Raw genomic sequence first — 24,773 nt, 5'->3', positions numbered from 1 at the left:
CAACATCCTTTATGATTAGTTTATAGCGGAGCTATCAGTAGCATCTCTTAAGCCATTGCCCAAAAGGTTAAAGGCCAGCACCAGTATCATAATCGCCACACCCGGTATTAAAGCCAGGGCCGGATTACTGGTAATAATAAAGTTGTAATTTTCTTTAATCATTAAACCCCAGCTGGACATGGGCGGCTGAACCCCCAGGCCTAAAAAGCTAAGCCCTGCTTCAATGATAATGGCCGAGGCAAAATTGCTCGCCGCTATCACCATTACAGGACCAATGATATTGGGAAGCAAATGTTTTAAGATAATGCGGGAATTGCTAAACCCCAGCACTTTGGCCGCTTCAATATATTCCAGGGATTTCATGGACATAACCTGTCCCCTGACCAGTCTTGCCACACTAACCCATAAAGAAAGACCCACGGCAATAAATACCTGCCAGAACCCCTTTCCCAGGGCCAGCGTCAGGGCGAAAACAAGCAGCAAAGTCGGAATGGACCAGACCACATTTATAAACCACATGACAAGGTTGTCTGTCTTTCCCCCGTAGTACCCGGCTACCGCACCTAAAAATATGCCGACGGTCAGCGATAATAAAACGGCTACCAGCCCGACTGCCAGACTCACCCTGGTACCTAGGATCAGGCGGCTCAGGATATCCCGTCCAAATTTGTCGGTCCCCAACCAAAAATTAAGGTTTACGATGGGAGCAGGTGCCAGCTGGTCTGCATTATAAAATGCTTTTTCAGTCACATCCTCATCAATATACTGCTCCACATAATAGGTATCTCCCTGCTTATTGACAGATACAATTGGAATATACTGATAGCTGTCCGGTTTGCCGGACAGTAAATGCTGAAAGAAACTGACCGTTTCAGCCGGCCTGTTGTTTTTGACTTTAATAAAAGTCATCTGGAAGGCGGGCTTTTTATTGGCAATGGCAGGGATCATTCTATTGGCATCAGGAGAACTGTCGGGGGCCAAAAAATAACCGAATACGGCAATAAATATGGCCAGTACAATAATTACCAGACCTAAAACCGCGCCTTTATTTTTAAATAACCGGTTCAGCATCTGCCTGCCGGCACCCCCATTTTCTTCCATAAATTGAAGATAGGAAATATAATCAATATGTTTTTTATTGCTGTAAGGATTTACAATAAATCAGTGTTTGGTTTTCAAAATTGCGTCACTAAAGATAACCTGGCAGGCTTTGCAGTAACTTTTTGCGACTGAATCTTTAAGGTAGCTGCGGGTAACCCCTCTGCATGAACGCGCAGTTCAATGGTACCGGGCTGATGGCTACTTTTAATAACAGCTAAAGCCTTCCCTTTCCAGGTCTTTCTCGAATGTCCAACATACGGATCCGGGTCCTTTAAATTGGCATTGTCAAGGCCAGCGATTGTGCCGGGCCCGCTGATTTCAAAACCCAGTGTATAATCACCATTAGGCTGGATGACACCGTCTTTATCTACAAGTTCCACCTTTACGTAACTCAGATCCTGCCCGCTGGCATCCATGCGCCTGCGATCAGCCACAAGCCGGATACCGGCCACCGGCCCGGCTGTCTGAAGCACATCCGTTAGCATCTGCTGTCCCTTTTGGATGCCCACCGCCTTTAAAACTCCCTTTTGATAGGGTATTGAAAAAACAGTCTTAAAGGCAGCTGCTGCACCGGAGGGTTTTTCACCTATAAGCCGATCGTTTAAATACAGCCGTACGGCCGGATACCTGGAATATACGACCACCTCCATATTTTTGCCTTCATACCCAGGCCAGGTCCAGCTTCTCCAGGTAGGCCATACAGACCAGAGTGTTTCTTTTATTGTTCCACCAGGCGGGTTTGGCTCCCTTACGGCCAGGTAAAGTTTTTGCGAATCATTATATAATAGACTCCGGTAGTAGGAAATAGGCTTTCTGTCACCCATTAAGTCAATATCACCGCAGTAGGCGCCATGCCAGGGATAGAATTCTCTTTCCCAGTGCTGCCCTTCAGGTTCGCCAGGGTAATAATACCGGCCAATACTGGATTCGCCCAGATAATCCATGGCTGTCCAGACAAAATCTCCGATAATATACGGATGGCTACTGACCAGTTCCCAATTCTCATAAGCGTCTCTCGGATAGGACTCCGTCTGCACGATGATTCTGCCGGGAACACGCAAATGATCAGCTGTGGCCCGCTGCAACTGATAATTATAACCGGCAACGTCATGGGCAGCCATCAGCGGATCAAAAATAGTCCAATCCTGATCCCAGGTCGTCATAGCCGAAGTAACAGGCCTTGTGCTGTCTTTTGCCTTCACTTCTCCGGCCAGCATCCTTGCCGTTTCAACGGCCTCAGGTTCTTTACGTTCAATGATTTCATTGCCGATACTCCACATGATAATGGATGGGTGATTTCTGTCGCGTAGCACCATGGCATCCAGATCCCTTTTCCACCAGCTGTCAAAATACAGGGCATAATCATATTTATTTTTGCCGGTGCGCCAACCATCAAAGGCTTCATCAATCACTAACATTCCTAATCTGTCACAGGCGTCCAGAAAGGCCGTCGAGGGAGGATTATGCGCTGTGCGTACCGCATTGAATCCGGCAGCCTTTAACAACGCTACCTTGCGTTCTTCCGCCCTGTCATAAGCCGCTGCCCCGAGACAGCCATTGTCATGGTGTACACAGCCCCCATTAAGCTTTACCATACGGCCATTTAACTCAAAACCTTTTTCTGCCGTAAACTTAATCGACCGGATGCCGAATGCCCGGACCGCCTGGTCTAGGTCCCGACCCTGCTCCTGTATCTCTGATTGCAGCATATATAAATAAGGCGATGCCAAATCCCATAGCTTAGGCTGACTAACTTCGATGTTTTGAACAATCACCGTCGTATCTCCAGGCTGCAGCGTTACCAGCTTTTCTGCTTTAGGTACCCGGCCGGCATGCGGCTTACCCATCACCGTAGTGATCAGCCTGACTCTTCTTTCAACATCGTCATTATTTACGATCGCTGATTGGATGCGGACCGTTGCCTTCCCACCCGAAATTACAGGTGTGGTGATCTGCACGCCCCAGGGATCCAGATGTACTTTGTTTTTAAGTTCCAGCCAGACATGCCTGTAAATACCTGATCCGCTATACCAGCGGCAGTTGACCTGTTTTGAGTTATCCACCCTGACGGCCAGAACATTACTATCGCCGTAATGAAGATATGGGGTCAGATTCAGCCGAAAAGGCGTGTAACCATAAGGATGAATACCTAATGACTTTCCATTGATAAAGACTTCACCGTTCATATAAACACCGCCAAAATACACGGATAATTCCCGGCCTTTCCAGTCTGCGGGTACGTGGAATGATTTGCGATACCAGCCTGTTCCATCCGCAAAATAACCTCCGGCATTGCCGGACGGATGATCTGCTTCTATATTACTTTCTATGCTCCAGTCATGAGGAAGATCAAGTAGCCTCCAATTGCTATCATTAAAACCACTGTTTTCAGCACCTGAAAAATCTCCCAGTGCAAACCTCCAGTCCGCATCGAAAAGCAAAGTACCACTCTTATTTGTGCTGCCCGTGATTTGTGCATTCACTTGTAGCACACACATAGATACTAGCGCCAGCAGTAGCCTGCCTGACATTTTATATAATCTTATCATTTATCCGGTAGCTTGAGGTTGAATAAACTCCAGTATATTTTACAAGAAGATCAGATGGAATTTCTGCGAATAAACCTAAAATCATTTCTGATGGAATCGGTTTTATGCTCAAGTATTAATCTGGCAGACGTCTCTCCCATTTTCTCAAAATCAGTGGTCAGTACAGATATATCCAATAATTCTTTAAAAGGCGTTTCATTAAAAGATATCAGGCCAATGTGTTTTCCCAGAACCAGTTTTGTGGTCCGCACCTGCTTGATGAATCTCGCCATATCGTCATCATCTACAAAAATATACAAGGTGCCTTTCTCCAAATCCGTCTTCAGCGCTCCGGTCATCATTTTGAAATCCTTCTCATGGATCTTACAATAACGTTTTACGCCACTAATAATCCCGGTAGGGTGATGGCTATTTTCAGGAAAATTTAAAGTAATCGTATGGTATTTGTTGAGTGCTTTGCCGGCGGCACTCAATCCATCAAAGATATCATCCTTAAAATCCTGATAGACGGATTTGGACTGACCAAATCCGCTGACCTGCTTGTCCAAAAGTACCAGTTGGTCCTTGGGTACCTTTTCCAGTACTTTTTTAGATTCTGCTAAAGTGGTGGAAGTGAAAAAATGAGGCATAATAACATAATAATGATAGTTGCCGAGTTCCTGGTCCAGAATATCTGAGAGCAACGCAGGGTCATAATGATGTATTTTCAGATCAATTTTTGCTTTGCCGCCAATCGTATCAAGAAAACTATAATATACGATCTTTTTAAAGGAACTGATTTTATTCATCACGAAAAGGATTTTCAGTTTGGCCTGCCCTGCGCTGGCGACAAAATAACCTTTACCCGGAATGGCAAGTACATACCCTTCATCAATTAACAGCTTGTATGCCTTTTCAATGGTCTCCCTTGCAACCTGTAACTTTTTGCTCAGTGTATTGATTGAGGGCAGTTTGTCATTAATTTTTAGACTACCACCATCTATTTGTCTTAAAAAATCATTGGCGATCTTGACATAAAGCACTTTGTTGCCATGCTTTTCAAAAGGAGTATGCTTCATTTTTGATTAATTGAAAAATGAGATCCATTAACATTCATGATAAATTCCGTCCGCATAAAAAAAGCCATTGTATGGCTTAACCAAATATACAACAATTGAATATATAATAACCTAATCGTTAAAATATATTCACTGCTATCCGACAATACTTCTTTCGCTAAAATGTCGGTTCCCAACAGACAATTAACCCCTTTATCAATGTTTTGTATTTTATCCCCCCGTCTAAAAGGTTAGGTTTCATTTTCTTTAAACAGACATCCCTTAAGGCTTAATCTCAAACTTAGTGGGTTTCAGGCTGACTTTCTGGTTTTCGGCGCTGCTGATCACTATCTGAATCACCCTTGTCGGTGCATCTTGCTCCACATAAGCACGCAACCTTCCGTTAAAAACACGCCTGCTATTACCGCCATAAGTTTCACTATCCGCAATATTACCATTTTCAAGACCCAGCAGCTGGCCTCCTCCCCTAACCTTCACCATCATCCTGATGGAATCAGTCGGGACATCATACCCTGATTTATCTACAACCTGCATATCTATCGCATAGATTTTTTTCTCTTCAGGCAATCCGGCTAATTCGTGGCAGCTTGCCTGAATATGATCTTCTCTGTCGTAGGTATGGATTTCATCTGTGACCGTCTTGCCATTTTGCACCCCTTTTACAAGTAATTTACCTGGCTGATAAGCGATCCTCCACATGATAACATGTGTTGAATCGTTCTGGCATTTGGTACCCAGGGAAGTATCATTTAGCAATAAGGTGGCTTTACTGCAATTTGTATAGCAATAGACATTCACGGAATCTCCCTTTTGATAATTCCAGTTTTTCTGTGCCATCCCGTGCCTTCCTTTTCGTAAATTCAAATGCCTGTACGGTTTAGATGTCCCAATATAAATCATAGGATTAGCCGACCATAAGGACGCTCTGAAATAGTATTCTGGCTTTTTGAAATCAGCCAGATCTATTAAACCTGCCTCGTTTCCATGGCCGGGCCATTTATTGGCTTCACCTAAGTAATCTATACCAGTCCAAAGAAACTGCCCCATAATATAGGAATGATTAGCGACAGCCTGCCACCCATCATAACCATGTCCGTTTTCACTCCCATAGATAATCCGATTGGGGAATTCCTTATGATCTTTTTCATAACGATATTCCTGATAATTATAGCCTGCAATATCCAGGTTACCCGTGTAACCGGCCTTATCTGACATCATGACCGCAGCCAGTGCAGCTGTAACCGGCCTGGTTGAATCCATGGACCGCGTAAATAAAGCAAGCTCATGGGAAATGCGGCCTAACCTGGCAGCATCCGGGTGATCACCCATAAATCCCGATCCGTAAATCTGTGGATAATGCCCTTCATTTAGAATTTTGTCAGAATACGGATCATTCGGATAATCTATCTCATTGCCTATACTCCACATAATAACAGATGGGTGATTCTGATCTCTTCTGATCATATCGCCTAAATCCTTTTGCCACCATTGTTTAAAATCCTCATGGTAACCGTCTGTTCCGGGAACGCCATTATTCCAACCGGTAATCCATTTATGCTTACCTAATTCCCATTCATCAAAAGCCTCATCAATGACCAGAAATCCCATACGATCACATAAATCATATAAAGCCTTTGCATGGGGATTATGAGACATCCGAATGGCATTACAGCCGGCAGCCTTTAACAAGGCAAGTCGTTCCTGCCATACACCCATTGGCACAGCGGTTCCAAAACACCCTGCGTCATCATGGATACACACACCTTTTAATTTGATATTTTCCCCATTTAAGAATAAGCCACTGTCTGCAGTAAATCTCAGGTGTCTAATTCCAAGTGGTGTTTTAAATACCTCTGTCAGCTTGCCCTTTGACTTTAATGTTGTTTCCAGTGTATATAAATAAGGATGATCAACAGACCATAATGCCGGCTTTGAAACTAAAAGGCTCGTATCCACAATAATATTTTCGCCTGAAGCTAAAGCTACCATCTGTTTTGAGAAAGCGACTGCCGCTCCATTCCCATCCACGAGTTTATTTTCAATTACTACTGTATTTAATTGTTTTGTCTGGTTTTGAACAGTAATCTGAAGACGCACCTGCGCCTTCATCTTATTATCCATTTGAGTCGAAGCAGCGACACCCCAAATAGGAATATGAACCTGAGGCAGGCTTAACAGATAAACATTCCTATTCATACCGGAACCTGTATACCATCTGGAATCTGCATATTTAGAATGGTCAACGAATACCAGAAGTTCATTTTGACCATTCGCGCGTAAGTATGGGGTCATATTATAAAAAAAGGAACTAAATCCATTTGGTCTTTCTCCCAGTTCATGTCCGTTTAACCAAACCTTACTATTTTTATATATCCCTCCAAAATAAATATACTGCAATAACCCGGTCTCACCATGATTCAACATAAAACGCTTTTTGTACCAGCCAACTCCTCCCGGCAAATAGCCTGTAGCACTTGCCCAGGATGGACTAAAGCCTGCCTGAATACTCCAGTCATGCGGTAAGCTGACAGACTTCCATGCTGAGTCCGGCAGCTCATCCAAAGAATCAATATTAAAAATATCCCCTTTATAAAATGTCCAATCTTTATTAAATAATGTTGCGCTGGAAGGCAATTGCGCCTGAGTTGCTTTCATAATCAAAAAAAAGCACACCAGCCCAATGACCATTCTCCATTTGTAAAAGTTTTGCATTTTTCAGATTTTTAAAGACCACCTAATAGTTGTACAGCCTAATTCAGTCTACCTGTCATCGTCACCACTGATTCAGCAGGCAGGGTGATATAGATTTTCTTGTGGACATCAACTGAAATATGATGCAGATTATATTTGGCAGAAGTAATATACAGATCTTTAATATTATACGCCATATTAGAATCACCAAAACGAATTACCTGCTCCTTCTGATTTGGATTCACCAGGACGACAACCAATTTATTTTTCTTTGCATCCTTAAATGAGCTGATAAGCAGACCAGTGTCTTTCGAACCATTATTCAAAACAGAGTCTTTAATGCGGATATAACCCGGACGAATGAACCGGCTATAATTCCCAAAAGCCCAGAGCATCTTGCTATCATAAAACTTCCCCGTGCTGACCGATTTATCTACGTAGATCAAACCATCCTTATAATCATATGGAGAAATCGCCAACCACCAATGCCAGGCACTTGCGTTGGCATAACAAAGATCCATATGGATAACTTTAGCCAAATAAAGCCCCGAAGTCATCCCTAAATCTCTATGATTACCATCAATCTCCCCCGCATTATCGCCTAATATACAATATTCACTCATCCAATAGCCAATATCAGCAACCCCTGAACGCATCCTGGCAGAATCGAGCATCTGGCTTAGCTTTTCTCTCATTAAAATGGCTTTTGTAAAGGGAGATGTGGTAAAATAGCTATGCGCAGATATCTTATGCGATAAATTTGATAGGCCCAGTAAGGACTGATCCGTATCCTGCATTAAAAATTGCTGAATCTGCGTTCCTCTTTCTGGCTTATTTGCACCTTCATACAAATAGTCAATTTCTCCGGCCTCGGCAATGGAAATCTTGGTCGAAAGCTTATTTTTAATTAATTGCTCATTAAGAACCCGGGCAATGGAAGCAATCTCTTTATTTCTGTAAGGACTTCCTTCCTGGCCTCCATCACTCCAATCCCATTGCGGTTCATTCACCGGACTGATATAATTAAACAGAATACCGGTTTTTTGCTGAACACCTTTGATAATCTTCACTAAATAATCAGCAAACTGACCATAATTATTCGGCGCCAAATTCGTTCGCCCTCTATTACTATAAGTAAGGCCATTGATTGTCACCGGATAGGGAGCACTGTTGCAGAACCCTATAAAATCCTTAACGCCTCTCATTGTAGCCGCCTTCAGAAACCACATTTGCCCTTTAGCCTTGGAAAAATCATACTGCCCATCCTGTAAAAGAAAGGAAGCTGCCCTACGCCAAGGGTCCTTTATGCCGCTCCCTTCTCCTTGATCAGCACTCCCAGCGCCGATATTAAAGCGCCAAGCAGATAATCCAACACCCATTGGACTCCCTTGGCCATCCATTTTAAGACTAAATAATAAATCAGCAATTTTATTTTTAATGCTATCAGCCCACAAACCAACATACTGGCCACTCCAGGCATCGCTGGCCCCAAAATTATCCATCACCTGATATTCTTGCTTTGGATCAATTTGAATATCTACCGTATCCTTATACTGAGGATGATGCACATTTTTATAATCCCTTGCAAATGCATTACCACAAAGTGATAATACAATGCCATGCAGACATACAGTTTTCAGGATAAATTTTGGAACACAGGAGCTGGTCATCTTAAAAATGCTATTTAATTTGATCAAAAGGTTCATCAGGATTAAAATTACTAATATCCCGCATTTTGCTCAAGCTTATTATCTGAGGCTAGAATTTCTTCTCTTGGAATTGGCAGCCAATACTGCTTATCCGAAAAAGCCTTTCCAGACAAAGCCGTCATCTTTGTATAAGAAAACTTACCATTGCTCTTGGTAACTGTAATACCATATGCTGGTTCGTTTTCAACTTCATCCGCAATTTTCCACCTTCTCACGTCATAATAACGTTGCTCTTCAAAAGCCAATTCAATTTGGCGTTCGTATCTCACGGCACTTCGCATCCCATTTTGATCTAATCCCTCAGGCAGATCTGGCATTCCGGCCCTTTCTCTCACCAAATTGATGGCACTGTATACATCGCTGGTGGCGCCAACGGCCTCATTTTCCGCCTCTGCATAGTTTAATAATATTTCCGCATATCTAAAATAGATCCAGGGCTGGGTTCCGGCTATCCCCCATGGATTCACAATAGGGAGATTATCATTCATAAATTTTTTCAGATAATATCCTGTTTTGGACGTATTCCAATTGGACGGACCATCTTTACTGTCCTTTCCTCCAGGGGTATATGTCCAGACTGTATCACCCCTGTAAGGCGCACCATTATATAAAATGGTTGCATAAAATCTAGGATCCCTATTTAAGTAAGGATTATTTGGATCATAACCTGAATTTGCATCTGTTATGGCTTTACCGTTTGCCATTTCATATGCATCCACTAAATTCTGTAAGGGTGTATTGCCGCCCCAGCCATCATATCCATTAGGGCCATTTGCAATTTCCAAAGCAACATGTACGGCACCCGTTGTATATAATCTTTCAAAGATAATTTCCGGATTGTTCGTGGCAGTTAAAAACAGATTTCTATAGCCCCCTTGATAAAGGCTGTACTGTTTGAGATCCATCACATCCTTTGCCGCCTTTGCTGCATCTGCCCAGGTACCCACATTATATAAAGGACTTGCAGCATAGAGCAACAACCTTGATTTTAAGGCTAGTGCTGCTCCTTTGGTAGCTCTCCCCAAGGCCCAATTGGTATTACTATTATCAATAGGTAAAAGGCTGGCAGCATCGTCTAATTCTTTGGAAACATAATCAATACAATCCTTAATAGATGATCTTACATATAATGAATCCGTTGAAGAAAAATCATCTTCCAAACTATAAACCCTGTCTCCCACTAAAACAATTTTACCATAATTACGAATCAGGTCAAAATATCTAAATGCACGCTGAAACTTTAACTCCCCTGTCAGTCTGTTTTTAAGGTCATCACTCATGGGAACTTCATTAATATGGTTTAAGGCATAATTAATATCCCGTATTCCTCTATAACTTCTACCCCAAAAAGTACCGGCAATGCCTGTATTTTCGGGGGCGATTTGTCCTCTTTGAATTAACCAGGTATTGTCATCATTGGTATAGATGGATTCATCTGTAAGGGAGGACCAGAGCGCATATTCAAATCCTCTTCCAAAACCAGGAGGCGTCCCTTCTGCCTCTTTATCTGTCTGCTGGATCCCCATATACCGGTTAATCACGTAATCCTCAAATAAAACAGAATCACCCAGAATGGCCGCATCAGAGACCCTGTCCGTTGGTGTAATATCCAGATAATCATGACTGCAGGCACTCCCTCCTATTACCATAGCTAAAGCCATCGTCCATATCCATGAATATTTTATATTTATATTTTTAACTGCTTTCATTTTAAATGAATTTTATATTAGAAATTGACATTTACACCTAAGTTTATAATTCTTTGCTGTGGATAAAACTGTCCGCTTCCACTACTTCCTTCCGGATCGTAATCTTTAACCTTGGTCATTGTAAATAAGTTAGAAGCACTTGCATATACCCTGACCTGAGACATCCGGATTTTCTTCAACAAGGTTCCTGGAAAGGTGTACCCGAATTCCACATTCTTTAAACGTGTAAAAGAGGCATCATTCAACCAAAAAGTGCTATTATATAAGCCTCCGCTTATTGCAGAAGAAGCTCTTGTATCCACCCTTGGATAGGTCCCGTTAGGATTATTAGGACTCCACCTATTATCAGCCCAACTACTATAAAAATTACCTACCTGTCCGGACTCCGGAAGGACATATTGGCTCACTTCAGCCTGCCCTGCGATAACAAAAGAAAAGTCAAATTGTTTATATCCTGAACTAAATACCAAGCCGTAGACTATCTGTGGTATATTGCCATATTTTGTTCTCACTTCATCATCAGCAGTAATGGCTCCGTCACCATTATAATCTTCATAAATTAAATCACCGAGTCCGGCACCGGAAACATGAGGGTATTTATCCAACTCTTCCTGCGTACGATATATTCCGATGGATTTATAAAGTAAATAGGAATTAAGCGGATGTCCGGTTTGACTCTGATAATCTAAGGTCCCTGCCGCCTCGTCAATAAATACCACCTTACTCTTCGCATAAGTCATATTAGCGGAAATATTAAAGTGAAAGGCACCGCTATGCGTATATCCTAAAGTTGCCTCAAAACCTTCATTATTGACTTTTCCGATATTCTCATCAGGCACAAGTGGATCACCACTATATGGGTTCACAATACCAGAGACCGAAGGTATAGAAGCATTTCTGGTGGCCAGGATGTCAGAACGTTTCTGCTGGAAATAGATCAATTCCAGATTAAAATTATTTGCGATAATAGCATTAAGCCCTATATCCATTTTCTTTGCGACCTCCCAGGTGATACTTTCATTGGCTAGTTTGGTTAAATCAATGCCAGGATGAACGGTACCGTCTCCGATAACATAGGTATTATTAAAAGAATAATTATTATAATATTGGAACTGAGCAACATTATCATTACCCAAGGAACCATATGAGGCACGTAATTTTAAATCATTTATCCAGCTTACTGAATTTTTAAACCATGGCTCTTCTGAAATCCTCCATCCAGCTGACACAGATGGGAAATACCCATATTGATGCCCTTCAGGGAAATTAGAAGATCCGTCAATTCTCATTTGTCCTTCTAATAAATACTTTTCCATATAGTTATAAGCGACACGGCTTATGATACTTTTTCTGGTAAAGTCATAACTGCTTCCGTAATTATCCTTATCTGTAGAAGCCGCTCCTCCTTCCGATAGTTCCGGTGTAAGAATAGTAGGATAATTAATTCTGGATGCACCAAAAGTTTCTGAACTATTTTCACTTTGTTCATAACCCACAAAAGCATCCAGATGATGAGCGCCCCAGTTATTTTTGTAATTCAGTTTAATATTCTCCGTAATCAGATTCGTATTTACCTGCCCTTCATCTAATCTCGCAGCTCCGGCAGATCCTCCGGCAATCGTTTTATCGTAAGTATCCTCATCTGCATTATAAGTATATAAAGCATAAGGCTGATTAAAGGTTTTGGTAAAATTGAAAGATTTATCCACTGAATAAAATCCGTCTACAGACATCCCTTTAATAAAAGGAATATCATAAGTTGCACTTAAAATCCCGTTGAAAGTAGAGGTTGGATTTCTTGTCCACCCGCTTGCATCCGTTACCATAACAACAGGATTATTGTTTTCGATCCCTGTAGATGGCAGCCCGTTTGGATAACGATCAATAACAATGGGATATGCTCTGTAAATGGATCTGAAAATATCACCTGCCGATGCGATCGGATAATTACGATCCTCCTGTCTTCCGGATAACGACAGGTTCACTTTAAGATCTTTGGTCACCTGTGCTCCGACGTTTGACCTGAAATTATATTGTTTGTATTTGGTTGCCCCATCCTTATACAGGCTATTTTGGTTGACGGTTCCCAAGGAAAGGTAATATTTAACTTTATCACTTCCTCCCCGTACACTAAGCGCCTGATGGTTTTGCAAGGCAAAATTTTTCAAAGTCGCCTCTTGCCAATCCGTATTTGGATAGTTAATCGGATCTGAACCATCTTTAAATTTCTGAATTTCTTCATCTGTATAATGTTGATTCAAACCACCATCTGGATTATTATAATAATCTATTTCATTAAGTATAGCGGCATAAGTAGCTGCATCTGCCATTTTGGGCAACCTGGTAGGGGAAGAAAACCCCTGATTATAACTATATGAAATCATAGGTTTTCCGCTCACACCCTGTTTAGTAGTGACCAAAATAACACCATTTGCAGCCCTGCTACCATACACAGCAGCAGAGGCGTCCTTTAAAACGGTCACACTTGCGATGTCGTTAGGGTTTAATCTTGAAAAGCCCCCAATGGCTCCGGGAACTCCATCAATGACTACTAGGACATCATTATTACCTGTTGTGGCCAGACCTCTAATATTAATGGATGAGCCGTCGTAGCCCGGCTCTCCGCTTCGGTTACTAGCAATCAAACCCGAAAACCGGCCTGCAAGCGAGTTGGAGATATCTGGCTGCGGGCTTTTTACAATGTCACTGCCTTCCACCACTGATACAGAACCAATTAAGTTCTTTTTGGTGGATGTTCCATAACCAACAACCACAACGTCGTTGAGTGTATTGGTCTGGCTTTCCATAAGAGTCACCTCGAAAAGCGACTGACTTGCAGCTACTAATTTCAAATCACCATAACCAATATGGGAAAACAACAACGTGTCGCCTTTGGCCGCCTGTATAGAAAACTGGCCCAGGCTGTCCGATATGACTCCCCCACTTTGTCCCATTACCGATATACTTGTATTTGCTATAGCCTGTCCTTTAGTATCCACCACTTTTCCTCCAAACTGCTCCTTTTTTTGCCCCCACGCAATTTGTTGTATACCCAGCAGGAGAAATGTGATTGCCAGTAATTGCATTGAATGTTGCAATTTGCTGATTCCACGCTTCAAAAACTGAATTAACCTTTCCATTTTTAATTGTTTATAATTTTCAAGAATTGAAATCCGCTGTCAGGGTCGTTACGAATTATTTAACGAACTCTTGCGCAAATTATAATTGCATTAACTTCAAATGGGGGTTCAATTGATAATTTGGAGGGGGTATTTTGGTTATTTTCAGTGGCTACTAACCATTTCACAACAGTTCATTCCTTTTAATTATTAAAATATCCAATTGTATTTTTATTAATTCCTGTGAACTTCCTGCAGGCTAATCTTAAAGAATGACTATAGATATCTTACGAAAAAATACCGTCTTTTAGAAATCCTGAACTTCTAAAAGACGGTATTTTAAATGAGATGATTGATTGAATCTACTTGTAGATGTATGGAATTTAACGAAATTCTACTTTTGCAAACTGTCTAAAATTGGATGTGCGATGGCTGAAAGATTTTTCTTATCAGCCTTTAATTCTTCCAGGACAGTGACCGTATTGTCACCAACACTCAGCCACTCTTTGGGAACATAAATTGTCTGCTGCGGACCTACTTTCCAGTAGCGGCCAAGATTATGTCCATTTACCCAAACAACACCTTTTCCCCAGCTACTCATATCAAAATAGGTATCTGCCAGGCTATCTAATTTAAAATTCCCCTGCAATAATACCGGTCCTTTATTCAAAGATGCTGTATGCTGCCATTTAAAATCTTTCAGGCTGCTAAATGGAAAACCAAACATGGACCATCCATTTAACGCTCTGCCTCCTAGTAATACCTTGCCTATAATACCCTTATTATTTTGTAGCAGATATGGACCAAAATTGATTCTTCCTAAGTTTTCCACAAATAAATCCAGTGTATCTCTACCTGGCGGCAATTGAATATTTAAAGTGTTTTGACCCAGTCTGCGGTCAATCGTGCCTTGTGGAACCCCATTTACCAATACCACGGCATAATCACGTAATTCATTTACCTTCAACGTACTAGACTTATCACCATCCACAATTGTCCTATATAGGACATAGCCGTAAGCCTGATGTAAATGTTCAAAAGTTATCGGCGTATCAGAAGTAACTGCAGCAGGTAAAGCATCCAATAAATAGGTTCGCTTGGTAAGATCTATATTATTAATGGCCATTGTCGGCTTACTGGCGGGAACGGGTGGAAGCATTGTTCCTTTAGGCAGATGCTTTTCAATGACAGACCTGAAAATCTTAAACTTTTCCGTAGGATTTCCGGCTTCATCTAATGGAGCATCATAATCATAACTACTAATCTGCGGTTCATAGGGCGTACTGTCTTTAAAATTCGCGCCATTCATAAAACCTCTGGTTGTTCCTCCATGAAACATATACATATTAATAGAGAGACCTGCGGCTAAGACCGAATCAAGTTCGGCGCCGTAAGACTCCGGGGCAATCCGGTGATGCTTTGTACCCCACCAGTCAAACCAGGCAGGATACCACTCGGCAATGAAAAACGGCCCTTTATTATTATGATATTTTCTAACCAATGCCTTCACCGCATCCGGCTTCACTAAACCGTTCACTGCAGGCAATAACCCCGACAGATAACCATCCGGTAAATCCTGAGGAGGGTCACAGGTGTACAGTAATCCATCAAATCCGGCGGAACGGAACATTTTTTCATTTAAAGCCAGGTAATCCTTGTCCTTCCCGTAAGAACCGTATTCATTTTCAATCTGAACCATAATGATATTTCCTCCATGGTTTACCTGGAGCGGAGCTAATTGTTTTCCTACCGCATCTATATATTTTTTATATTCATTAAGATACTTTGATTCAGTACTTCTTACAATCAATCCCTGCTCATTTTGCAGCCAATACGGATAACCGCCAAATTCCCATTCAGCGCATACATAAGGGGATGGTCTTAGGATTACCCAAAGGCCTTCTTCTTTGGCATCCTTTACGAATTCAGCAATATCATTATTACCGGAGAAATCAAATACTCCTTTCTCAGGCTCATGCACATTCCAGAATACATAGGTACTGATCGTATTTAAGCCCATTGCCTTGGCCATTTTCATTCGGGCCCGCCAAGCCTCTCTGGGTACTCTTGGGTAATGAATCTCTCCAGAAATAATCTGAAAAGGTTTTCCATCCAGCAAAAAAGCAGTATCTCCTAATGCAAAACTATGCTGTGTGGTTCCCTTATTATTGCCACATCCCATCATTAAAAAACCAAGGCAACCGATTATCAAGGAGCAAATTTTCCATGTAAGTTTCTCTTTCATATATGTATATTTTCTATAAACTTTCTAATTCGAACTATCCTATCCTTCAACCTATTATATTATATATTGATAATAAGATTGGCTAACAAAAATAAACTTGCCGCTAAAGACGCTTAGGGGTCAAAACGGTAGAAAAGGGGTATTTATTGATAAATACCCCTCATTTTCAACAATAAACAAGAATGAATACACCTGTTTACCTCTGAATCAATCTAATACCATGTCATCCAATTTATTAGTTTTGAATTAGTTTAATATACCCAACTACAAAATAATTACCCGGATCACCGCTGCCAACCAGATTGCCTAAAAAGCCAATGGTAACTACTTGCGGCGTATCTAAAGTAAAAGAAAAACTCTTGGTTTCTTCGAGATTCGGAGAGGTCGCACCTACGGTCGCTCCATTATATAATAAAGTATATCCCAGTGCATCAGACAAACCGTCTAAAGAAGGAATCCCTTTATCTCCGGTTGCTGCGATGCAATAAACGGAGGAGTTCGACTGAATCTCTGAATAATATTGAAAAGTTATGGTATAGGTTCCAGCAGGCAACGGAGCAGAAGTAGCCTGATAAAGTTTACCATCCACTACCGGCGTATTCCCCCATGTTTCCCAATTCAATTGACCGGAATAGCCCCACCTTGAATCTGAGGTAAAGCCCCCATTCGTTCCGCCATCTTTGTTTTTGGCAGCATCATTTTCCTTCCATGGGGCAGCAAGCGTTCCCCATCTGCCATCAAAGGTTGCAGACTGAAAACCAGGTCCAACATTCGACAAATATAAATTTGTAACATCTGCCTGGACACTATGTACACCTTGTTCAACATAAAAAGTATCAATTGCGGTGGGATTGGGTATATAAGAAGTAATATAGGATATCCCCGTTCCTAATTTAAAATCAGGCAGTGTAGTTTGCTGATTTTCAATTATGGATGGTATAATCGTATCATGAGATTGTCCATTGTTATCCATATAGGTAATTTCCATATTCTGGACACCCGCGTCGCTATTTACATCAGCCCAGGTGATTAATGCAGACCCGTCATCTTGCATGGCTGCTTCTTCAATACCACGATTGACCAAAGAACTTTGATAATAATCCCCGTACACACTTCCGGTCTCAGTAACGGGGACTGAACTATGTCCTTCATTGTCATAAGTTCTGATCTCAAAGCTCATTTGCCCTTCCGGCAACCCATCTATTATGACCCTTGCCGTATCCACACCGGAGGATCTGGTTACCGGCATCTCCAGGGAGTCTAAGCCCCCATTCCAAAACACCTTATAGCTGACAATATTGGGATCAGATGTGAAGAGCCCCTGTAATTCAACTCTGTTTTTCCCCGATAAAATTTGTACGGAGTCCATTTTACTGGTATAGATGATCGGCCCACCCGACATAAACTCGGTCCTGTAATCATCAATTTTAGAACATGCAACAACAGTGGAGAGCGCTAATACTGCCATGAAGCATTTTATAATATTTAAATTTTTCATTTTATATCACTTTAAAAGTTGTAAGACGGTAATTAATTGTTCAAAAAGTATTAATTACCCCATAAGGTGAACTCAGAAATACATATAAAATAGGTTCCCTGCCAATTCGACAATTGTCTGATTCTTATATACCTGTATGAGCCAAGTCCTGCGGGGAAATCAAATTCCCAACCGTTATAAGCAGATTCCTGATCCGCCGTTGTCTCTGTCTGACTTGGAGAACCGGAAGGTTTTACCACGTGAAAAGTTCCAAGTTTAGTCCAGGATGGATCAGATAAAATGTCAGGTTCCGGATCAGACAAATCAGGACTGTTGGAGCCCCATATTTCAAAATCTTTCGGATTGCCTCTTACGTAGTAAAAATTACCAACCTCTAAATATGGGTTAATTTTAAATCTGCTGAATGTATGAGCACTTCCCAAATCAATCGTTGCAGTTTGTGGTGTTGTGGCACTTTCCACCGTAAAATAGGTTTGTGGCCATCCTGGATGTTCATTGCCATCCCACATATAATACTCATAACACCAGCCTCCATTATTTAAAATCTGAGCGTCGTTAGGCAAGGTCATCGTGGCCCAAGTAGATTTATCAATTTTCTGTTCAAAAATCGGTGTCAAAGAAACAACCATTGTATCTGAATAATGCTGCCATTTATCCCTGACCGTAAATGCATACTTTCTTTCAATAGAAGGCTGGTTATGGATAGCAGTAGCAATGGAAGTATCATTACTATAAACATTATCCATGCCCACCGTTTGAACCCAATTTCCATTTCCAGACGTATCCACCATCGGGATAATCGCCAAATCATCGCCTGTCGGATTAGAACAGTTGAGGGTAAATCCACCGAATGTGGTTGCAATCTTTAATGACCTGGCGGCTAATAAGTAACCAGGAGTCTTTGGATTAACGGTAACCTCCACTGACCCTGAGGCAACACCGCTTGAATTTACAGAGATTAATTTTACAACATGGCTCAAGGTGTCCCCAAAGCCGTCCACCGTTAACACATTTGTGTGACGCGACGCTAGCACTTCCGCGGATACACCGGGTGAAGTTTCATACTCGGCCTTTATATAAGATAAATCCTGATCCGACGGGAGGGTATAACTAATTAGGGCTTTACCATTTTCATTTTGGACTTCGACATTAGATACTAACCCGGGAGGGTTAGTATTAGTCACCACCGGTTTATTCAATTGCTTTTCTCCGCAACTGCAAAGGCAACAAAACACCAAAAATAAATATATATAATAATTTAGCTTATACATAAAATTATGTTTTAATATCAAAAAACTTAAAGACCTTACCAGCCTGGATTCTGAACCAAATTGGGGTTATTTAATAAATCATTATCCATAAGAGGAAACAGATAATCTCTGGGCGCAACAAAATGCCGGGTATAATAAGTTAATTCTCTATAGAATAATTCAGCCGTTCTACCAGATCTATCCCAACCGGTCACATTTCCTGTCAACTCAGTTGCGGCTCGCTTCCATCTAATTAAATCCCAGTACCGCTGTCCTTCAAAACATAATTCAATACTCCTTTCTCTTTGAATGATTTCTCTCATTCCACTTTGAGTGGTATATTTTGTCGGAGTCTTGCTAAAATGTGTCCATGAATACTGAACTGTAGGTAAACCTGCTCTGGCCCTCACCAAATTAATATATTTATACACGTCATCTGCAGGCGTACTATTCGCTTCATTCAAAGCCTCAGCATATAAAAGATACAGCCCTGCCAGCCTCATCTCCGGGTAAGGATATTGGGGGAAAGTTCCCGTATTCCAGTCCATTTTCCAATTCACAATCTTCTTCATAAAATAGGTGCAAATAGGAATAGGTGAATTCTGACCAAATTCCCCGGCCCTACAAAACAGGTAATAGGTATTTTCGTCAGTCTTTGATGGGCTGTTTGACATATACCAGATGCCTCTGTCAAAGCCGAGATCTGCATAAAATCTAGGTTCTCTATCAAAATTAAGCCGGGCAGTTACTTCACCCTCTTTAATATTAAACCTTTCCTCGTGTGTAGCCGTTCTTAATGCGGATATATTAGAAAAATCAAGCGTCTTATCATCATTAATAGGAACACCATTTTTTGTATAGAAAAGTTCAGCACATTTTAGTGTTGGCCCCATAGCCGCCGCTCCGTAGGTGATGCCTCCATTGTTAATAAAGGTACGATCGAAAGGTGCGGCGCCCATCCTTTGGAAGAAAGTATTAAATCCATCCATATTATTTACGGTTAGACCCCAGATGAGTTCAATATTCCAGGGTTCACTAGTCGCGTTTCTAATGCTCATTTGCGTCATAGTGGTATCTGTTAACGCATAGGTTTGTTGCGGAAACACGTATAAAGAATCCCCCTGAGAGGTACAAAGATCAATAGCAGCCTTACATGCATCAGCAGCTCTTTGCCACTTCTCTACACTAAAGGTAGGGTTAAACAAATGCGTTCCGTCATTGTCAGTAAAACCTGCGTAGTCCGTATTCCCATTGTATAACGGACTGGCCGCTGTCACTAATAACCTTGCCTTTAATCCAAGTGCAATTGGCTTTGTTATCCTACCTAATTCTGACGCTTCACTGTAAATCATAGCCGGCAAATTCTTAGCGGCTGTGTCTAGCAAATCGGCAATATAATTAACCACACTATCTACAGGTTGTCTTTTAACCTGTGTTTCTTTCAATGGTGCATCAATTGGCAGATTCTTATCTATAATTGGTATTGGCCCATAAGCTCTGAATAGTAGAAAATGATAGTAGGCCTTCAAAAACTTAGCTTCAGCAATCCAACGAATACGCGTATCAATATCCAGATCGGGTATTTTTGTTTGATCACTGACGTTATCAATAAATATATTACAATCCCTGATAGCTCTAAACATCCCTTTTCCACTACTATTCATGACGCCATCTCTGTAGCCATCCCAAAGGTTTGCGATAGGATCCGCTGTATTCTGAGCTCCTCTGGGCATTTGCAATACATTGGTATTTCGAATATTAATAGCGTTATCCTCTATCCATACCAGGTCACCGTTAGTAATACCTACATTATAGGTTGGATCTACGTCAACAGGCATATAAGAGTAACAGGTCATCAGATACTTTTCCGCCTCCGTCTTGGAGGTAAAAGCATTATCAATCGTTGCCACATTATCAGGCACCACATTCAGAAAGGTTTTCTTGCAGGCCCCCATGGAAAATAAAAGCAGAAAGAGCATACCATAAAAGATTTTATCCTTCGCAGGTAACCAAATGCTACAATTTCTTTTTGCATTATTAATTATATAGTTCATAAAAAACGAATTAATGTTTAAAAAATCTAACTAAAGGCCAATCTGAACACCGACGTTCATTACTCTTTGGATTGGATAACCAAGTCCAGAGGCCCCCATTTCAGGATCCCATAATTTAAAGGCACTAAACGTAAATAGATTTGTGCCATTTAAATAAAGCCGGCAACTAGTCATTCCATATCTTTTCAGCAACTTCGCTGGAAAATTAAAGCCTAGTTCCGCTGATTTTAATCGCATAAAAGAACCGTCCCTTAACCACCAGGAGGAAGATTGATCATTGTTCTCAGAAAATATATTATTCAATCTTGGCCAAAAAGCATATGGGTTTCGGTCGTTTTCAGACCAGTGGTCATTAGAGATCACGTTCAACAAACCATTTTGGTTAACAAATGGTGTAATATCAGCGGGATTAATCTGAAAAGAAGTTCTGGCATCTCCCTGAAAGAAAGCACTCAGATCAAAATTCTTATACCCTATTGAAAAGCCAAATCCATAAACAATTTCCGGAACTGTAGGCAGGCCGATCGGCACGTAATCTTCGCTGGATATTTTACCATCCCCGTTAATATCACGGTATTTGATATCACCAGCCATTATATCACCAAATTGAACCGGAGAGTTGGCCACTTCTACATCATCTGTAAATAACCTTTCAGCCACAAGGCCATACATCTGATTCATAGAATTTCCAACTTTAGATAAATTGGCATTGGCAGCAGAATAATCTGGCTCCTCATTTACCAGCACTTTACTGGTGGCATAGGTAAAGTTTCCTCTGGCACTCAGCCACCAAGAATTACTGAAGTTCTTTGTATAATCAAGAGATATATCCACTCCTTTACTGGAGGCCTCTCCGGTATTTGCAGAAATCGCAGCCTGTAAGCCCATTGTCGTTGGTATGGTCGAGCGAACCATTAAAATGTCATACCTATATTGCTTATATGCATCTACCGTAATTTTCAAATCCTTAAACAAAGTCAGATCCATACCTAAATTGGTCTGTCTAGAGCGCTCCCAGGTTATATTATCATTCTCGTACCTGTCAATATAAACAGTAGGGCGACTATAGGTAAAATTGGTCCCAAAATTACCGGTACTTGCTCCGTCAAGGCCTACCTGTGACAAATAAAAGAACCGGTCGTTAGCATCGCCAATTTGGTCATTCCCTACCAGCCCGTAAGTGAATCTAAATTTCAGGTTACTGACTGCGTTTAGGAGCGGTTCAAAAAACTTTTCATTGGAAACGACCCAACCGCCTCCAATGGATGGAAAGAAACCAAACCGGTTTTTAGCAGCAAACCGTTCTGATCCATTATACCCAAAATCAAACTCCATTAAATAACGATTATCATAACCATAAGTGAAACGGCCGGATAAGCCCAGGTTCCTGGAGGGAAGCGACAATTGGAGATTGGCAGCATTCCCGTTTAAATAATTACGCATAGTTCCAATGAGCATACCACCTATACTGTGTTTGCTATTAAAAGTTCTTGAATAATCAATGGCAGCCTCGGTATAAATCGTGGTATTTACCGTGTCCTTTCCAGGAGAATAAGTTAGATATTCTGTTGGATCAGGAAAAACATTACCAGCGCTCCCGTCATTAATTAAATAAATCCCATTCAATACACCGTCGCTTACAACCGGAGCATAATAATATGGACTTATTTGCCTGGAAACATCAAAATAGGCAAACCGGGTCGTATAGGCCATGGCTCTTGCAGACAATCCGGGTGTAATCATATTTAAATTCTGTTTCAAACTCAATTGTGCCGTCATGGTACTTGAATTATATGTCTGATAACCAGAGAGAGAACTCGCATATGGGTTACTATATAGCGCACTGGTTGTACCTGGCATCACAGCATTACCGAATAGTGGGTGTTTTGCATAAGGCATATATTCTGCGGGATAAACAGCCGGAAAAGCAACCGGATTACTCCATAAGGCACTATTATAGACGGCTTCCCCTCCATCGATCGGGCCATTATAATCATCAAATAATCCCTTCAGGCTAACTACCGCTTCAGTAGTTTTTGTTAGTTTCAGGGTAACATTTGACAGAATGGAATAGGTCTGAAGTTTGATATTATTATTGAAACCATTGAATGAATTATTTTTTAAATTCCCATTATCTAAGCTATAAGTCATTGCAAGATAATATTTCGCCTTTTCACCACCTCCGCTCGCATTCGCATTTGCCCGAAAGGTATTGGTTGATGGTTTAGTTAATTCATCGATCCAGTTATTATTCGGATAAAGCAAGGGATCATCCCCCTTTGCTGTATGATCTATTTTAGTTTGTGCATATGGCAGGACGCCCAAAGGATTTCTGGTAATAACCGCCTCATTAGCAAGCTTCATAAAGGATATGTTGTCCGCTAATTTAATATCCTCAATATTTGAAGATGTGGAATTTTCAACCCTTACATTAAATTTCATTTTACCTAACTGACCAGTCTTCGTACTAATCAAAATAACGCCGTTGGCCCCCCTGGCACCATATACAGAAGTTGCAGTTGCATCTTTCAACACTGAAAAGCCTGCAATATCATCTGGCTGCAATCTGGCCAGATCTGTGGTTGAAGACTCAATACCATCAATCAAAATCAGTGGGTCGACTTTTCCGGCACCGAAAGTCCCTACGCCTCTGATAAAGAAAGAGGCATTATCTTTTCCGGGTTCCCCACTTCTTTGGAAAGAAATCATGCCCGCAATCCTACCTGCCAACATCGTGGTTAAATTACTGGTCGGGCCTTTAATTTCTTTAGGATCTACCATGGTGACAGAGCTAATCACTGTACTCTTCTTCTGTGTACCATACCCAACTAGAACCACATCACTAAGACTGGAGGCCGTGTCTCGGACCATGACGACATTTAAGTGGTAGTTTCCATCACTTCCCGTTTTCAAGGTATCCAGTTTGACATTCATGATCGGATACCCCACAAAGGAAAATTCGAGAATGGAAGTTTTAGGCACACTTAATTCAAATTCTCCATTGGTTCCTGAAGTTGTGCCATTAGACGTTGATTTTTCTAATACACTGACACCTGGCATTCCTTTTCCATCTTCATTGCGGATGACTCCATCCACATGAAATTTCTGAGCGAATGATTGCCCAAGGGTAAATAATCCTACAAATAAGCAGCACAGGATATATTTATTTGATTTTATCCAGCCAGAAGAGACAATATTATGTAACATTCTTAGCGGGGGTATATAATCGTAAAAGCGGAAAGTCTGAAGTACTTTATTGCACTTATCCTCTACATAAGGCTCTCTTGTCATGATTTAAAGTTTATGGTTAAAAAAGTCCCTGATTTTTATTGCAGATTTTAATAACTGCTTCATATTCTAATAATTAAATTCAAAAGCAGCTTTTAATTATTTGCCATATATGTATTTATGACATTTATTTTTTTTGATAAAAAAATATAAGCACTATGGCGGGTTTCCCTTTGAGGAACACAACCAGGTAAATGGCCACATTATAACCTTTACAGACAGGTTACTGGACCTTTCCCCCTTGCATGTATGGAAAGCATCAAAAAGCGCAGAGCACTGCCCACTTATATTTATTTTTTCATATATAAAATACATAATCTCTGGGTTGAAATTTTTAAAATAACCTATTCATTCGTTAATCTTACAGTTAGTCCACTTTCTCATTAAAAGCCTACGCTGTTAGTTTATATTAACAGTTGTCGACAACATTACATTAACATTTAAACAAAATTAACCTGAATGCAATGTGAAAATAGGGGGCAAAATGGTCAAAAATGAGGTA

12 protein-coding genes are annotated in these 24,773 nt (G+C 41.1%); all 12 read right to left on the bottom strand.

The features are described 5' to 3' along the window. Positions 1 to 15: 15 nt before the first annotated feature. Positions 16 to 1,101, bottom strand: coding sequence for an ABC transporter permease (locus tag BLU80_RS08050; RefSeq protein ID WP_091396303.1), 1,086 nt, complete (start codon positions 1,099 to 1,101; stop codon positions 16 to 18). A 74-nt stretch (positions 1,102 to 1,175) separates the two neighbouring features. Next, the gene (locus tag BLU80_RS08045) at positions 1,176 to 3,632 is read right to left on the bottom strand and encodes a glycoside hydrolase family 2 TIM barrel-domain containing protein (RefSeq protein ID WP_091396299.1); all 2,457 of its coding nucleotides are present in this window, start codon (positions 3,630 to 3,632) and stop codon (positions 1,176 to 1,178) included. Between the two features lie 68 nt (positions 3,633 to 3,700). Then, positions 3,701 to 4,708, bottom strand: a complete 1,008-nt coding sequence (locus tag BLU80_RS08040) for a GntR family transcriptional regulator (protein WP_091396296.1) — start codon at positions 4,706 to 4,708, stop codon at positions 3,701 to 3,703. Between the two features lie 261 nt (positions 4,709 to 4,969). Then, positions 4,970 to 7,420 (bottom strand): glycoside hydrolase family 2 TIM barrel-domain containing protein, encoded by a 2,451-nt coding sequence (locus tag BLU80_RS08035; protein ID WP_091396293.1) that lies wholly within the window; start codon positions 7,418 to 7,420, stop codon positions 4,970 to 4,972. A 38-nt stretch (positions 7,421 to 7,458) separates the two neighbouring features. Further along, positions 7,459 to 9,105 carry a glycoside hydrolase gene (locus BLU80_RS08030; RefSeq protein WP_211481793.1) on the bottom strand — a complete coding sequence of 549 codons (1,647 nt, stop codon included), beginning with the start codon at positions 9,103 to 9,105 and terminating at the stop codon, positions 7,459 to 7,461. 14 nt (positions 9,106 to 9,119) lie between these two features. Then, positions 9,120 to 10,817: a RagB/SusD family nutrient uptake outer membrane protein gene (locus tag BLU80_RS08025; protein WP_091396290.1), complete on the bottom strand. Its 1,698-nt coding sequence runs from the start codon at positions 10,815 to 10,817 to the stop codon at positions 9,120 to 9,122. A 17-nt stretch (positions 10,818 to 10,834) separates the two neighbouring features. Beyond that, positions 10,835 to 13,957 carry a SusC/RagA family TonB-linked outer membrane protein gene (locus BLU80_RS08020; protein ID WP_244518812.1) on the bottom strand — a complete coding sequence of 1,041 codons (3,123 nt, stop codon included), beginning with the start codon at positions 13,955 to 13,957 and terminating at the stop codon, positions 10,835 to 10,837. 373 nt (positions 13,958 to 14,330) lie between these two features. Continuing rightward, positions 14,331 to 16,181: a glycoside hydrolase family 35 protein gene (locus BLU80_RS08015; protein ID WP_244518811.1), complete on the bottom strand. Its 1,851-nt coding sequence runs from the start codon at positions 16,179 to 16,181 to the stop codon at positions 14,331 to 14,333. Positions 16,182 to 16,416: 235 nt separating this feature from the next. Continuing rightward, positions 16,417 to 17,649: a DUF4998 domain-containing protein gene (locus BLU80_RS08010; protein WP_244518810.1), complete on the bottom strand. Its 1,233-nt coding sequence runs from the start codon at positions 17,647 to 17,649 to the stop codon at positions 16,417 to 16,419. A gap of 80 nt (positions 17,650 to 17,729) precedes the next feature. After that, positions 17,730 to 18,950: a DUF5000 domain-containing lipoprotein gene (locus tag BLU80_RS08005; protein ID WP_091396282.1), complete on the bottom strand. Its 1,221-nt coding sequence runs from the start codon at positions 18,948 to 18,950 to the stop codon at positions 17,730 to 17,732. 35 nt (positions 18,951 to 18,985) lie between these two features. Further along, a complete protein-coding gene (locus BLU80_RS08000; RefSeq protein ID WP_244518809.1) occupies positions 18,986 to 20,983 on the bottom strand; it encodes a RagB/SusD family nutrient uptake outer membrane protein in 1,998 nt (665 codons plus the stop codon). Between the two features lie 30 nt (positions 20,984 to 21,013). After that, positions 21,014 to 24,274, bottom strand: coding sequence for a SusC/RagA family TonB-linked outer membrane protein (locus BLU80_RS07995; RefSeq protein WP_091396279.1), 3,261 nt, complete (start codon positions 24,272 to 24,274; stop codon positions 21,014 to 21,016). Positions 24,275 to 24,773 lie beyond the last annotated feature (499 nt).

Origin of the sequence: Arachidicoccus rhizosphaerae, from assembly GCF_900107765.1 — a bacterium.
Taxonomy (GTDB): Bacteria; Bacteroidota; Bacteroidia; order Chitinophagales; family Chitinophagaceae; genus Arachidicoccus; species Arachidicoccus rhizosphaerae.
Note: the sequence above shows the minus strand (reverse complement) of the source record. Positions and strands in the feature narration are given on the sequence as shown.